This is a genomic window from Acidovorax sp. AC410, assembly GCF_979253235.1.
Genome location: NZ_CEEDCG010000001.1, coordinates 3,733,030 through 3,746,805, shown reverse-complemented (window position 1 = coordinate 3,746,805; position 13,776 = coordinate 3,733,030). Strand labels below are relative to the sequence as shown.

Here is a 13,776-nt window from a genome sequence, read left to right as displayed (position 1 = left end):
AGGCGGCACAATCAGCCCCTTTGCCTCTTGCATCCTACCGCCGTGCCGACGATTCCTTTTTTTGACGCCATCATCATCGGCGCCGGCGCAGCCGGCCTGTTCTGTGCGGGCCAGGCCGGCCAACGCGGCCTGTCGGTCCTGCTCATCGACCACGCCGAGAAGGTGGCCGAAAAGATCCGCATCTCGGGCGGCGGGCGCTGCAACTTCACCAACCGCGACCTCGATCCGGCCGCGCCGCACAAGCACTTCGTGGGCCAGAACCCGCAGTTCTGCCGCTCGGCCCTGTCGCGCTACACGCCGCAGGACTTCATTGCGCTGGTGGACAAGCACGGCATCCCCCACCACGAGAAGCACAAGGGCCAGCTGTTTGCCGACCGCTCGGCCGAGGACCTCATCGCCATGCTGCTGGCCGAGTGCGCCAAGGGTGGCGTCACGCACTGGCAGCCTTGCGGCGCAAAGAAGATCGCTTTTGACGCTGGCGGCACCGATGGCCAGGGCAGTTACCTGGTCGAGACCGACCGCGGCCCCGTGCAGGCACGCAGCCTGGTGGTGGCCACCGGCGGCCTGTCGATCCCCAAGATCGGCGCCACCGACTTCGGCTACCGGCTGGCCCGGCAGTTCGACATTCCCCTCATCGAGCAGCGCCCGGGCCTGGTGCCCATGACCTTCGATGGGGCAGCCTGGGCGCCCTATGCGCAGCTCTCGGGCCTGGCGCTGCCGGTGCAGATCAGCACCGGTGCCAAGAAGGCACGCATGGTGTTCGACGAAGACCTGCTGTTCACGCACCGCGGCCTGTCGGGCCCGGCGGTGCTGCAGATATCGAGCTACTGGCAGGAGGGCACGCCCCTGGCCATCAACCTCGCGCCCACGGTGGACCTGCCGGCCGCGCTGGCGCAGGCCAAGCTGCGCTCGCGCAAGCTCATCGCCAACGAGCTGGCCAGCCTGGTGCCGAGCCGCCTGGCCGACGCCTGGGCCCAGCGCGAAACGGACTGGCAGCGCCCCATCGCCGAAGCGTCCGACAAGGCGCTGGCGCGCCTGGCAGAACAACTGGCGCGCTGGGAACTCACCCCCACCGGCACCGAGGGCTACAAGAAGGCCGAAGTGACGCTGGGCGGCGTGGACACGCGCGTGCTCTCGCAGCAGACCATGGAATGCAAGACCCAGCCGGGCCTGTACTTCATCGGCGAGGTGGTCGACGTGACGGGCTGGCTGGGTGGTTACAACTTCCAGTGGGCCTGGGCCAGTGCCCATGCCTGCGCCGGGGCGCTCCCCGCCAGCACAGCTCAGTGATCGGCCACCTGGCCCCAGCGCGCATGCCCTAGCCAGTTGCGCAGCGCCACGGCGCCGCCGGGGGTGATCTCCAGGGCCCGGGTATCGCTGCGACGCAGCAGCCAGCCCTGGTCCAGGCAATGGCTGCAGATCATGGCGCCGAGCTTGCCGGCCACATGCATGCGCCGCTCGCTCCAGTCCAGGCAGGGGCGGCAGTGCGGGCGTTTGCCGCCGCCCGCCGCGCCCTGCCCGGCCTCTTCGCCCAGGCCCAGGCGCTGCAGCACCGGCGCGGCCTGCGCCGTGACGTGGCCGCCCGCATCGCCGTCGAAGGCCATGGCACCCTCGTCCAGCAGGTGCTCGGTGATGGCCACGCCCAGGCGGCCGGCAATGTGGTCGTAGCAGGTGCGCGCCGTGCGCAGGGCCGCATCGCGCGGGCCCACCACGACGCGCCGGGGCGCGGCGGGTGTGGGCTGCTGCACGGCCAGCTGCATCAGGCCTTCGAGCACACGCGCCACGTCGGCCGAGGCCAGGCGGTGGTAGCGGTGGCGGCCCTGGCGCTCCAGGCGCAGCAGGCCGGCCTCGACCAGCAGGGCCAGGTGGCGGCTGGCGGTCTGGGCCGTGATATGGCCGGCATCGGCCAGCTCGCGCGCCGTGAGCGCGCGCCCATCCATCAGCGCCATCAGCATGGCCGTGCGCGCGGGCTCACCGACGAGGCCGGCGATGTGGGCGATCTGGTTGGTGTTCATGCCCCCAGTGTGCACCGCACCGGCGCGCACACACTTCGTGCGCCAGCGAAGTGTGCCACCCAGGTGCCTTCAGGGCACGCTCACCAGTTCTCCGAAGCGCGAATCCCCGAGCACCGGGCGCTGGGCATGCAGCAGCACCCATTCCTGCAGCTGGGCCACGGGCAGCGGCCGGGTGAAGTGAAAGCCCTGCAGCTCCTCGCAGTCGAGCGCATCGAGCACCTGCACGGTGGCCAGGTCCTCCACCCCTTCGGCGACGATCTTCAGGCCCAGCGTGTGCCCGAGCGCGATGATGGCGCGGGTGATGGCCATGTCCGCCGGGTTGGTGAGCATGTCGTGGATGAAGGACTTGTCGACCTTGAGCCGGTCGATGTCGAAGCGCTTGAGGTACGCCAGGCTCGAATAGCCGGTACCGAAATCGTCGATGGACAGCTGCACCCCCAGCGCCTTGAGCGCGGCCAATTGGCGCTCGGCCGAGTTGGCATGGTCCATGAGCTGCGACTCGGTGATCTCCAGCTCCAGCCGGTGGGCCGGCATGCCGCTCTTGGCCAGCAACGCCTCGATGTCAGGCACAAGCTGGGGATCGGCCAGTTGCGCCGCAGAGAGGTTGACCGACACCGAGACCTGCGACAAGGGGTGGGGCACCGGGCCCTGCGGGCCCTCGTACACCAGCGACTGCCAGGCCACCCACTGCGAGCAGGCCTGCTGCAGCACCCAGGCGCCGATGGCGCGGATCATGCCGGTCTCTTCCGCAATCGGGATGAACTCGCTGGGCGGCACCATGCCCAGTACCGGGTTGTTCCAGCGCAGCAGCGCCTCCACGCCCAGCACACGCGAGCCCCTGGCGCTCAGGCGCGGCTGGTAATGCAGGCTCAGTTCCCCACGCCCCAGGGCCCGGCGCAGGTGCTGCTCCATGGACTGGCGGGCCAGCGCGCGCTGGTCGGTCTCGGCCGAGTAGAACAGGGCCATGTCGCGGCCGGTGGTCTTGGCCTCGTACATGGCCGCATCGGCGCGGCGCATGAGCTCGTCGATGTCGGCGCCGTCCTCGGGATAGACCGCGATGCCGACGCTGCAGCTCACGTTGAGCTCATGCCCTTCCACCGGATGGGGCTGGCGGATCAGCGGGATCAAGCGGTTCTCGACCAATTGCTGCACGTCCTCGGGGCCGGCCACGTCACGCATGATGACCACGAATTCGTCGCCCCCCAGGCGGCTCACGGTGTCGCGGCTGCGCACGGCCTGCGTCAGGCGCTGCGCCACCGAGCGCAGCAGGCCATCGCCGATGTGGTGGCCCAGGGTGTCGTTGATGGCCTTGAAGCGGTCCAGGTCGATGAACAGCACCGCCACGCGTTCGCCGAAGGCGTTGGCATGGGCCAGTGCCACCTGCAGGCGCTGCACGCACAGCGAGCGGTTGGGCAGCTCGGTGAGCACGTCGTGGTGCGCCAGGAACTGGATGCGCTCCTCGTTGAGCTTGCGGTCGGTGATGTCGATGGCGATGCCGATGTGGTTGACCACCGCGCCGGCCTTGCCCTCGCGCACGGCCGAGACCATGAGCCAGGCCGGGTAGGTCTCGCCCGAGCGGCGGCGAAAGCGCACCTCGCCCTGCCAGGACTCCTTGTCCTGCATGGCACGCGCGATCTGGGCCGACAGCGGCTCCTGGCCTGCGGTGTCCTCCTGCAGGAACCCCAGGCCCTCGCCGATCACCTCGTAGAAGTCGTAGTGCGTGCTGCGGCAAAAGGCCTTGTTCACGCTGATGATCTGCTGGTCGGCATTCATGATGATGATGCCCTCGGACGAGGCCTCGAACACCTTGGCCCACAGCTCCAGGCGCTGCTCCATGACCTTGAGCACGTTGATCGGCGTGAAGGCCGTGAGCACCGCGTCGCGCCCCTGGAACACCAGGCGCCGCGCCGACAGCACGGCCCACGACGGTTCGGGCCCACCCTTCCAGCGCACCTCGAACTCGTCCACCGAGCCCTGGTCGGCCAGGCGCTGGAAGAAGCGGGCACGCACGCCGGGCTCCAGCCCTGCCACCCAGGGGTCCACAGTGCGGCCGTTGAGCCACTGCCCAGCCGGCGCGTTGGAGTGCAGCACCTCGTGCTCGGGGATCGAGGTCACCATCAGCGGGATGGGAAAGGCCTCCACCAGCTCGCGCTGGGCCTCGGCCGCACGGGCGCTGGCGGCCAGCTCCTGCTGCAGCAGGCGCTCGCGGTCGAGCTGGGCCAGCATGCCATTGAAGGCGGTGACCAGGCGGCCGATCTCGTCGCTGCTGTTCCAGTGGGCGCGCAGCGTGTGGTCGCCGCTCTTTCTCACCTCGTCGGCCACGCGGGCCAGTTGCTGCAGGGGCTTGGCGATCTGGCGCGCCACCAGCGTCACCAGCGAGAGGATGCAGCCCAGCAGCACCAGCGCCGTACCCAGGTGCAGCCACATGCGCGAGTACAGGCTGCCCACGCGCTGGTGCAGCAGGCGGTCCAGGTCGGTGATGCCCGAGCCCCAGGCGGCCTGCAGGGCACCCAGCACCCTGGCTTCCTGCTCGGCCAGTTGCGCCATGGTCAGGCGCGATTCGCCGCTGGCGATGGCCTGCAGGTGCGACTGGAATTCGAGCAGCGTGGCGTTGAGCGCCTCGCGCTCACGCACCAGCGCGGCGCGCAGCTCCGGCGAGCCGGCGATGAAGGCCTGGTTGTAGTCCGACTCGATGCCCAGCGTGACGGCCTCCAGCCGCCCCACCAGCGTGAGCAGCTCGGACGACCATTGCGGCCCGCGCGCGGTGCGCGGGGAGTTCAGGAAGCTCACGGTGTCATGCACGGCCTGCAGCAGCTCCGGAAAGCGCAGCACCGACAGCGACATCTCGTAGTAGCTGTCGAGGTCCGGGTCGAGGATCAGGTTGGACTGGTTGCCCACGGTGGTGAGCAGCTCGCGCCCATCTCGCAGCAACTGGCTGCGCAGGCGCGTCAGGGCCTGCGGGTCGGCCTGGGCTGCGGCATCGGTGCCCAGCCGCTGCAGCGCATCCTTGAAGCGCTGGCCGGCCTCCTGGGTGTGCAGGGCCTCGTCGTGCTCGGCGCGCACCATGTCCAGGCGCGCCAGCGTCTCGGCCACCGACAGGCCGGGCTGGCCGGGCTGCAGGAAGCGGCCCAGCAGGCCGTCGCGCACCACAGTGGCGTAGCTGGTGCCCACGATCTCCTTGCGCGTGAAATCGATGGCCTGGTTCTTTTCATGGATCAGGATGCTGGAGACGTAGATCACCGCCGTGAGGTCCAGCAGATAGATGAGCATGAGCTTGCGGCCCACACTGAGCCGGCCTAGCCAACCTGATACGCGGTGCATGATTGCCATGGGTGCCCAGTTTCCCGTTCCTGCAAGGTGCGCCCGGCGTTGGGCGCCGGGCAGTAAGTCGTGCCCCGATCCGCCCAAACAGGCGGAATGGAAACACTCTGTAAGTACACATGCAATTTCCGCGCCACACGCACCACCTTGGGGCGCACAGAACGCACTTGCACATTTCCCGCATCCGACTGCTATAATGCTCGGCTTCGCTGGCATGCCCCGTCGGCCAATACTAGTTACAGACGGGGACAACCGCCACGCACGGTCTTGAGGCCCGATCTCCCCAAGACCCTCTGCGGGCAAAAAAATTTGGAAACCATTAGCTAATGACTACGATCCGCGTAAAAGAAAACGAACCCTTTGACGTTGCACTGCGCCGCTTCAAGCGCACCATTGAAAAGCTCGGCCTGCTGACCGACCTGCGCGCCCGTGAGTTCTACGAAAAGCCAACGGCCGAGCGCAAGCGCAAGAAGGCTGCCGCCGTGAAGCGCCACTACAAGCGCGTGCGCAGCATGCAGCTGCCCAAGAAGCTGTACTGATCGCTGGCCCTTACAGGCCACATCAACCCGCGCTCGGGACGCCAGGCGCGGGTTTTTTGCTTTTTGCGCTCTCTTTTTTGCAGATCCAACGACAAGACCACCAGGAGAAATGCCATGTCCCTCAAGGACCAGATCACCGAAGACATGAAGACCGCCATGCGCGCCAAGGACAGTGAGCGCCTGGGCACCATCCGCCTGCTGCTGGCGGCCCTCAAGCAAAAGGAAGTCGATGAGCGCATCGAGCTCGACGACGCGGCCGTGGTCGCCATCGTGGACAAGCTAATCAAGCAGCGCAAGGACTCCATCGCCGCCTTCGAGCAGGCCGCGCGCCAGGATCTGGCCGACAAAGAGAAGTCCGAGCTGGTGGTACTGCAGGCCTACCTGCCCGAGCGCATGTCGGCCGAGGAAACCCTGGCCGCCGTCAAGGCCATCGTGGCCGAACTGGGCGCCTCGGGCCCTGGCGACATGGGCAAGGTGATGGGCGCGGTCAAGACGCGCCTGGCCGGCAAGGCCGACATGGGCCAGGTCTCCGCCGCAGTGAAGACCGCGCTCGCAGGCGGCTGAGCCCCTGCGTCCTCAGTCCACCCCGGACCACTCCCTTTTGAAGTGGTCCTGCAGAAACTCCACGCACACGCGCACCTTGGCCGACAGGTGCAGCCGCGTGGGGTAGACGGCCCAGACGTTGGCATCCTGGCGCCACTCGGGCAGCACCTGCACCAGTTGCCCCGCCTGGAGGTGGGGCTGCACGTCCCACAGCGAGCGCAGCGCAATGCCGCGCCCGTCCACGGCCCACTGCACCACCATCTCGCCGTTGTTGGCCGACAGCGGGCCGCGCACCTTGACCATGTCCTCCACAGCGCCGCTGCGCAGGCGCCACACGCCAAAGGGGTGGTCGCGCTCCTTGATCACCAGGCAGTCGTGGCTCGACAACTCGGCCAGTGTGCGCGGGGTGCCGTGGCGTGCCAGGTAGGCCGGGGCAGCGCACAGCACACGGTGGTTGTCGGCCAGGCGCCGCGCGATCAGGTGCGAGGCGATCTCGTCGCCCACGCGCACATCGAGATCGAAGCCTTCGCCCGCCACGTCCACCAGCCGGTCGAACACCTCCAGCCGCACCTGCAGGCCCGGGTGCCGCTCCACCAGGCGCGATAGCGCGGGCGCCACGATGCGCCGGCCAAAGCCGAAGCTGCTGCTCACGCGCAGCAGGCCGCGTGGCTCGCGGCGCGTGACCGCCACCTCCTGGAGCAACTGATCCACATCGTCCAGGATGCGCTGCGCCCAATGGAACACGCGCTCACCCTCCTCCGTGACGGCCACGCGCCGCGTGGTGCGGTGCAGCAGCTTCACGGCCAGATCTTCCTCGAGGAGGCGGATGCGCTTGCTCACATAGGCAGGCGAGGCACCGAGCTCGGTGGCGGCGTCGGCAAAACTCGATTTGCGCACGACCACGGTGAAGACGCGCAGGTCCTCGGTCGACGGGCTTTTATGCACGATGTGTGAAGAATGGATGCACAGGCGGCCGATTGTATTTTGGACCGTGCTGTCCAACAATGCAGGCCACGCACCCTCCACCCTCCAAGGAAGACATCTGATGAGCAGCAACAGCACCCAGTACACCATCGCCGTGATCCCCGGCGACGGCATCGGCAAGGAAGTCATGCCCGAAGGCCTGCGCGCCGTGAAGGCCGCCGCCGAGCGCTTCGGCATCGCCCTCACCTGCCGCACCATCGAATGGGCCAGCTGCGACTACTACGCCGAGCACGGCCAGATGATGCCCGACGACTGGAAGGCGCAGCTCGCGGACGTGGACGCGATCTTCTTCGGCGCCGTGGGCTGGCCCGCCACGGTGCCCGACCATGTCTCGCTGTGGGGTTCGCTGCTCAAGTTCCGCCGCGAGTTCGACCAGTACATCAACCTGCGCCCCGTGCGCCTGTTCGAGGGCGTGCCCTGCCCGCTGGCGGGCAGGAAGCCCGGCGACATCGACTACTTCGTGGTGCGCGAGAACACCGAGGGCGAGTACACGTCGCTCGGCGGCATCATGTACGAGGGCACGGACCGCGAGATCGTCATCCAGGAGTCGGTCTATTCGCGCAAGGGCACCGACCGCCTGCTGCGCTTCGCCTTCGACCTCGCCCAGAGCCGCCCGCGCAAGCACGTGACGCTGGCCACCAAGAGCAACGGCATTGCCATCAGCATGCCCTGGTGGGACAAGCGTGCCGACGAGGTGGCCAAGGACTACCCCGAGATCATGCTGGACAAGCAGCACATCGACATCCTGACCGCGCGCTTCGTGCTGCAGCCCGGCCGCTTTGACGTGGTGGCCGCCACCAACCTGTTCGGCGACATCCTCTCGGACCTGGGCCCCGCCACCACCGGCACCATCGGCCTGGCCCCTTCGGCCAACCTGAACCCCGAGCGCACGTTCCCCTCGCTGTTCGAGCCCGTGCATGGCTCGGCGCCCGACATCTACGGCAAGAACATCGCCAACCCCATCGCCATGATCTGGTCGGGTGCGCTGATGCTGGACTTTTTGACCAACGGCCAGGGCGCCGGCCGTGCCGCGCACGACGCCATCGTGGCGGCCATCGAGGCCGCGTTGAAGGAAGGCCCGCTCACCCCCGACCTGGGCGGCCAGGCCAGCACCACGGAGCTGGGCCAGGCCATCGCCGCGCGCATCGCGGCCGCCTGAAGCCTGTGCGGGGCTTCAGCCCCGCTTCCACGCCAGATGGCCGAACTGGTTGATGAACATGCCCAACAGCACTGCCGCAGTACCCGCCCACTGTGCGGCGGTCGGTTGCTCGCCCAGCACCAGCATGGCGGCCAGCAGGCCCACCACCGGGATCAGCAGCGAGAACGGCGCCACCCGCCCGGCCGGGTGGCGCTGCAGCAGCCGCGTCCACAGGCTGTAGGCCAGCAGGGTGGCCAGCAGCGCCAGGTAGAGCACAGCGAACAGCGCGCGGCCGTTCAGGCCCGCGAGCTGCGCGGCCACCGAGGCCGGGCCGTCGAGCCACAGTGCCAGCGCGAAGAACGGCACGATGGGCACGGTGCTGCTCCAGACGATGAAGGGAAACGGCGCGTAGTCGCCACCCGCGCGCGCCGCAAAGCGCACCACCAGGTTCGAGGTGGCCCACATGAAGGCTGCCCCCAGCGTGAGCACGAAACCCGCCAGGCTCATCTGCAGCGCACCCTCGCCATGGGCGCTGGCGATCACCAGCAGGCCCCCGAACGCCACCGCCAGGCCCAGCCACTGCGCGGGCCGTGCGCGCTCGTGCAGCAGCGTGACCGCGAGGATCAGCGTGAAGAAAGCCTGGGTCTGCATGACCACCGAGGCCATGCCCGCCGTCATGCCCAGGCGCAGGCCCAGGAACAGCAGGCCGAACTGCCCCAGGCCCTGCGCCAGGCCATAGGCCACGACGAAGCGCCAGGGCAGTGCCGGCCGGCGCACGAAGAGCAAAAAGGGCAGCGAGGCCGCGATGAAGCGCAGCGTGCCCAGCAGCATGGGGCTCAGCGTCTGCAGGCCCATCTTCATGACCACGAAGTTCGAGCCCCAGATGACGATGACGGCCAGCGCGCAGGCCAGGTCACCCTGCGACAACGCGCGGGCCGGTACTGCCCCCAATGCTGCGGTGTTCATGCGCGGCTGCCTGCCAGCGCACCAGCCACGGCCACGGGCCGCCCCTGCTGCTGGCGCGCCGCCACGAAGGCATCGAAGGCCTGCGCACTGGTCTTGCGCGGCAGGTAACCCAGTTGCTCCTTGAGCGCGGTGTTGAGCAGCACCGGCCGGTAGCGCAGGAAGTCGAGCTGCTCGGGGCCATAGCGGCTCACGCCCAGGCGCGAGCCCACGAACAGGGCCGATTGCAGCAGCCAGGCCGGCAGGTCGAGCGTGCGCTTGCCCAGGCGCGCCGCGATCTGGTGGATGGTCAGCGCGCCATCGCCCGCCAGGTTGTAGCAGCCCGGAGGCGCACCATCGAGCGCATGCAGCAGCGCGCCGGTCACGTCCTCGTCCCAGATGAAGACGAAGGGGCTGTCGCTGCCGCGGATGGCCAAGAGGCGCGGCTTTTCGAACAGCGCGGTGATCTGGTTGTCCACGCGCTCGCCCAGGATGGTGCCAATGCGCAGCACCGTCTGCGCCAGCCCGGGATGGCTCTGGCGCCACGCGGCCAGCATCTCCTCCACCAGGCGCTTGTGGTGCGCATAGGCAAAGCTTTCGTTGCCGCGCAGCGGGTGCGACTCGGTGAGCCAGGGCGCGTTATCGGCGTGGTAGCCATAGGCCGCGCCGCTGGAGGACACGAGCACATGCCGCACGCCCTGGGCCGCGCAGGCTTCGAGCACGTTGCGTGTGCCGTTCACGTCCACGTCGTATTCGAAGGCCCGGTTCGAGTCGCGGCCCGGCGTGACGATGGAGGCCAGGTGCACCACGGTGTCGATAGCATGGCGCTGCAGCGTGGCGGCCAGGGCCGGGTCGCGCACGTCCTGGGCCTGGTAGGTGACGCCCGGCTGGCGGCGCTCGGGCGGCACCTCGCGCACGTCGAGGGCCACCACGCTGCCGGTGTCCGGCCGCCGGGCCAGCGCCGCCACCACGCTCCGGCCCAGGAAGCCATCGGCCCCTGTGATGAGGATGTTGCGGGCGCGCGGGGCCGGCGCGCTCATGCGCCCTCCCCTTGCAAGGCCGCAGGCGCGCCCACGGGGTCCTTGCGGCCCCACCAACTGGCCAGCGCCAGGCCGGCGATGATGTCCCAGAAGCCCCAGACCCCCGCCACCACGGCCATGCCACCCAGGCCACCGAAAAAGCTGAAGATCACCACCAGGCCCAGGCCCGCATTGCGGATACCGACCTCGATGGCGACGGCGCGCCGGTCATAGTCCTGCAGGCCCGTGAACCGAGCGCACAGGTAGCCGGTGCCGAAGGCCAGCGCATCGTGCAGGACCACGGCCAGCAGCACCATGCCCACGTAATCGAGAAAGAAGCGCCAGTTGCCGGCGATGGCGCCCAGAATGAAGCCGATGAGCGCCAGGAAGCTGGCGATGCGCACGGCCTTCTTCACGCGCTGCGTGAGGCGCGGCAGGTGGTGCGCGCACAGGAGGCCGAGCACGAAGGGCACACCGATGATGGCGACGATGTGGCCGACCATCTCCAGCGGGTCGAGCGCAATGGTCTTCAAGAGCGGCGCGGCCGTGGGGTGCATGCCGCCCCAGAACGCGAAGTTCAGCGGCATGACCACGATGGCGATGGCGTTGGAAATCGCCGTCATGGACACCGACAGCGCCACGTTGCCGCGCGCACGGTGGGTGAGGATATTGGACACGTTGCCCGGCGGGCAGCAGGCCACCAGGATCATGCCCAGCGCGATGCTCGGGCCCACGCCGAGCAGCAGCGTGAGCACATAGGTCACCGCCGGCAGCACGATGAACTGCGCGGCAATGCCCACGGCCATGGCCCAGGGCATCTTGGCCACACGGCGGAAGTCGTCCGCCCGCGTGTCGAGCGCGATGCCGAACATCAAAAAGGCCAGCACGCCGTTGAGCAGCATCAGCGATGCGGGGTTGAAGTTCAGGCGGATTTCGTCGACGGGCAGCATGGTGTTTGTCTCCTCGGTGGGCTCGGTGCCCTTATCTTGTGGTGCGGTCAGCCCAGGGCGGCAGCGGCGTTGCGCACGGCGGCGCGGTAGGTGTCTTTGTGCACGTAGTACGCCATGCGTTCGAGCTGCAGGTACTTGAAGCCGCCCGACAGGTCTGGCGGCGGGCCCTGCACTGCGGCCGTGAAGGCCTTGGCTGCGGGCGTGTCGGCATCGAGCGCCTTGAAGTAGCGCGCCACCAGCTCGGCCTGCTCGTAGCGGCCCTGCCAGCCGATGCCGCTGGCCTCGATCATGCCCAGCACGGCCAGGCGGCGCCGGCCGGGTGCGAAGATGTTCAGGTGCAGGCGCGGCGCCATGCCCTGCCAGTTGAGCAACTCGCGCGCGATGAAGGGGTAGTGCAGCGTGTAGCCGGTGGCGGCGAGCACCATGTCGTAGTCCTGCTGGGTGCCGTCCTTGAAATGCACGGTGGGGCCATCGAAGCGCGCGATGTCGGCCTTGACGTGGATGTCGCCATGGCCCAGGTGGTGCAGGATCAGCGAGTTCACGATGGGATGCGACTCGTACATCTTGTACGTGGGTTTCGGAAAGCCGAAGCGCGTCGGGTCGCCCGTGAACCATTGCAGCACCGTGCTGTCCACCTTCTGCTTGAGCCACGGCGGCAGCGGGCGCTTGCCGCCCAGCGTGTCGGCGGGCTTGCCGAACACGTACTTGGGCACGAAGTAGTAGCCGCGCCGCACCGAGATGTCCACGCTGTGCGCGTAGTGAACGGCGTCCACCGCGATGTCGCAGCCCGAGTTGCCCGCGCCCACGATGAGCACGCGCTTGCCCTTGAACTGCTCGGCATGCTTGTAGGCCGAGGTGTGCAGCAGCTCACCACTGAAATGGCCTTCGAAGCGCGGCATGCTGGGCTCGGCCAGCGTGCCGTTGGCGATCACCACGCCCTTGTACTCCGCCGCTTCGGTGCCCCCGTCCGCCGTGGCGATGGTCACGCGCCACAGCGTGTCCTCGCTGTCGCTGACCGGCTCCACCCGGAGCACGCGCACGCCGAAACGAAAGTGCCGGCGCAGGTCGAAATGGTCGGCAAAGTCGCTGAAATAGCGGCACAGCTCGCGGTGGCTGGGGTAGTCGGCCACGCTGTCGGCCATGGGGAATTCGCTGAACTCGGTGGTGCGCTTGCTCGAGATCAGGTGCGCCGACGCATAGACCGTGGAGCGCGGGTTGGCGATGTTCCACAGCCCGCCCACGTCGGTATACGCCTCGAAACCCTGGAACGGGATGCCGAGCTTTTGCAGATTGCGCGCACCGGCCAGGCCCGAAGGGCCGGCACCGATGAGTGCAATCGAGCCCCGCGTGGCAGGGGTGGTGGTGTCCACACAGGCCTTGAGGCCAGCGGGAGCGTTGCGGAGGTCGTCTTGCATGGGTGCCTGGCGGGAAGGTGAAAGGTCAACGGGTTTCGGCAGGCGTTGTGCCATCGGCAGCGCCCGGCAGTCCCGGGATGGCGGTGGCACCGGCCTCGCCCACGCGCGGCTTGCGCGGCTGGCCGCGCAGCAGGCGGTCGTAGGTGGTGGCGGGCAGGCAGGCCAGCAGGCGCGAGAGCCAGCCGATGTGCCGAGGCAGCACGATGTGCTCGCGCCCGCGCGCCACCCCGGCCAGCAGGGCGCGCGCCGCGGCATCGGGCTCCATCAGGCCGGGCATGGCAAAGCGGTTGCCGGCGGTGAGTGCCGTGCGCAGGTAGCCCGGGCTCACCGTGTGCACGGACAGCCGCGTGCCCCGGCACTCGGCGCGCAGGCTTTCGAGGTAGCGGATCAGCCCGCCCTTGCTGGCGCAGTAGGCGCCATTGCCGGGCATGCCGCGCCAGCCGGCGATGCTGGCCACGCCGACCAGGGCGCAGCGCGGCCCCTGTACGGCATGCGCGCGCAGTGCCTGCACAAAGGGCTGGAAGGTGGTGGCAGGGCCGAGCAGGTTGATTTCCAGCATGCGGCGCATCACGGCCAGGTCACCGGTCTCTGCGGTGTCGAAGCCGCCCGCCACACCCGCGTTGGCGATCACCAGGTCGGGCAGGCCGGCACGCGCCATCCAGTCGGCAGCGACCTGCGCCATGGCGGCGGCATCGGCCACGTCGGGCGTGTACACCGCACAGCGCTCGGGCGCGGTGGCGGCCAGCGCTTCGAGCACCGGGCGCTGCAGGCCCACCAGCGCCACCTGTGTGCCCTGGGCCAGCAGCTCGCGCACCAGGGCCTGGCCCAGGCCGCCACAGGCACCTGTGACGACGGCATTGCGAAAGGGACGGGGGCTTACAGGCATGGGTGGAAGGGGTTGTTTACAGAA

The 13,776-nt window shown here is 68.8% G+C and carries 12 protein-coding genes; 4 read left to right on the top strand and 8 right to left on the bottom strand.

Going from position 1 to position 13,776, the window contains the following annotated elements; all coding sequences use genetic code 11:
* Nucleotides 1-42: 42 nt before the first annotated feature.
* Nucleotides 43-1,290 carry a BaiN/RdsA family NAD(P)/FAD-dependent oxidoreductase gene (locus AC0IZS_RS17370; protein ID WP_471636747.1) on the top strand — a complete coding sequence of 416 codons (1,248 nt, stop codon included), beginning with the start codon at nucleotides 43-45 and terminating at the stop codon, nucleotides 1,288-1,290.
* On the opposite strand, the gene AC0IZS_RS17365 is transcribed toward AC0IZS_RS17370, so the two are convergent.
* Nucleotides 1,284-2,015 (bottom strand): ArsR/SmtB family transcription factor, encoded by a 732-nt coding sequence (locus AC0IZS_RS17365; RefSeq protein ID WP_471636746.1) that lies wholly within the window; start codon nucleotides 2,013-2,015, stop codon nucleotides 1,284-1,286. The genes AC0IZS_RS17370 and AC0IZS_RS17365 overlap by 7 nt on opposite strands.
* Before the next feature lie 69 nt (nucleotides 2,016-2,084).
* Nucleotides 2,085-5,345: an EAL domain-containing protein gene (locus tag AC0IZS_RS17360; RefSeq protein ID WP_471636745.1), complete on the bottom strand. Its 3,261-nt coding sequence runs from the start codon at nucleotides 5,343-5,345 to the stop codon at nucleotides 2,085-2,087.
* Between the two features lie 317 nt (nucleotides 5,346-5,662).
* Between AC0IZS_RS17360 and rpsU the strand changes: the two genes are divergently transcribed.
* Both rpsU and AC0IZS_RS17350 read left to right on the top strand, forming a co-directional pair.
* On the top strand, nucleotides 5,663-5,875 hold the full coding sequence (gene rpsU, locus AC0IZS_RS17355) for a 30S ribosomal protein S21 (RefSeq protein WP_007833691.1): 213 nt from the start codon (nucleotides 5,663-5,665) through the stop codon (nucleotides 5,873-5,875).
* Between the two features lie 114 nt (nucleotides 5,876-5,989).
* Nucleotides 5,990-6,439 carry a GatB/YqeY domain-containing protein gene (locus AC0IZS_RS17350; RefSeq protein ID WP_471636744.1) on the top strand — a complete coding sequence of 150 codons (450 nt, stop codon included), beginning with the start codon at nucleotides 5,990-5,992 and terminating at the stop codon, nucleotides 6,437-6,439.
* 12 nt (nucleotides 6,440-6,451) lie between these two features.
* Here AC0IZS_RS17350 and AC0IZS_RS17345 read toward each other — a convergent pair whose 3' ends face one another.
* Entirely contained in the window at nucleotides 6,452-7,363 is a 912-nt protein-coding gene (locus tag AC0IZS_RS17345) for a LysR substrate-binding domain-containing protein (protein WP_471636743.1), read from the bottom strand.
* 100 nt (nucleotides 7,364-7,463) lie between these two features.
* Here AC0IZS_RS17345 and AC0IZS_RS17340 point away from each other — a divergent pair, with 100 nt between their 5' ends.
* Nucleotides 7,464-8,561: a tartrate dehydrogenase gene (locus AC0IZS_RS17340; protein ID WP_471636742.1), complete on the top strand. Its 1,098-nt coding sequence runs from the start codon at nucleotides 7,464-7,466 to the stop codon at nucleotides 8,559-8,561.
* 15 nt (nucleotides 8,562-8,576) lie between these two features.
* On the opposite strand, the gene AC0IZS_RS17335 is transcribed toward AC0IZS_RS17340, so the two are convergent.
* The 5 genes from AC0IZS_RS17335 to AC0IZS_RS17315 are packed head-to-tail and all read right to left on the bottom strand — an operon-like array spanning nucleotide 8,577 to nucleotide 13,752.
* Nucleotides 8,577-9,506 carry an EamA family transporter gene (locus AC0IZS_RS17335; RefSeq protein WP_471636741.1) on the bottom strand — a complete coding sequence of 310 codons (930 nt, stop codon included), beginning with the start codon at nucleotides 9,504-9,506 and terminating at the stop codon, nucleotides 8,577-8,579.
* Nucleotides 9,503-10,522, bottom strand: coding sequence for an SDR family oxidoreductase (locus AC0IZS_RS17330; protein ID WP_471636740.1), 1,020 nt, complete (start codon nucleotides 10,520-10,522; stop codon nucleotides 9,503-9,505). Before AC0IZS_RS17330 ends, AC0IZS_RS17335 begins: the two co-directional genes overlap by 4 nt.
* On the bottom strand, nucleotides 10,519-11,451 hold the full coding sequence (locus AC0IZS_RS17325) for a bile acid:sodium symporter family protein (RefSeq protein ID WP_471636739.1): 933 nt from the start codon (nucleotides 11,449-11,451) through the stop codon (nucleotides 10,519-10,521). The genes AC0IZS_RS17330 and AC0IZS_RS17325 overlap by 4 nt, the downstream gene beginning before the upstream one ends.
* Nucleotides 11,452-11,498: 47 nt before the next feature.
* The gene (locus AC0IZS_RS17320; protein WP_471636738.1) at nucleotides 11,499-12,866 is read right to left on the bottom strand and encodes a flavin-containing monooxygenase; all 1,368 of its coding nucleotides are present in this window, start codon (nucleotides 12,864-12,866) and stop codon (nucleotides 11,499-11,501) included.
* 25 nt (nucleotides 12,867-12,891) lie between these two features.
* Nucleotides 12,892-13,752: an SDR family oxidoreductase gene (locus AC0IZS_RS17315; RefSeq protein WP_471636737.1), complete on the bottom strand. Its 861-nt coding sequence runs from the start codon at nucleotides 13,750-13,752 to the stop codon at nucleotides 12,892-12,894.
* Nucleotides 13,753-13,776 lie beyond the last annotated feature (24 nt).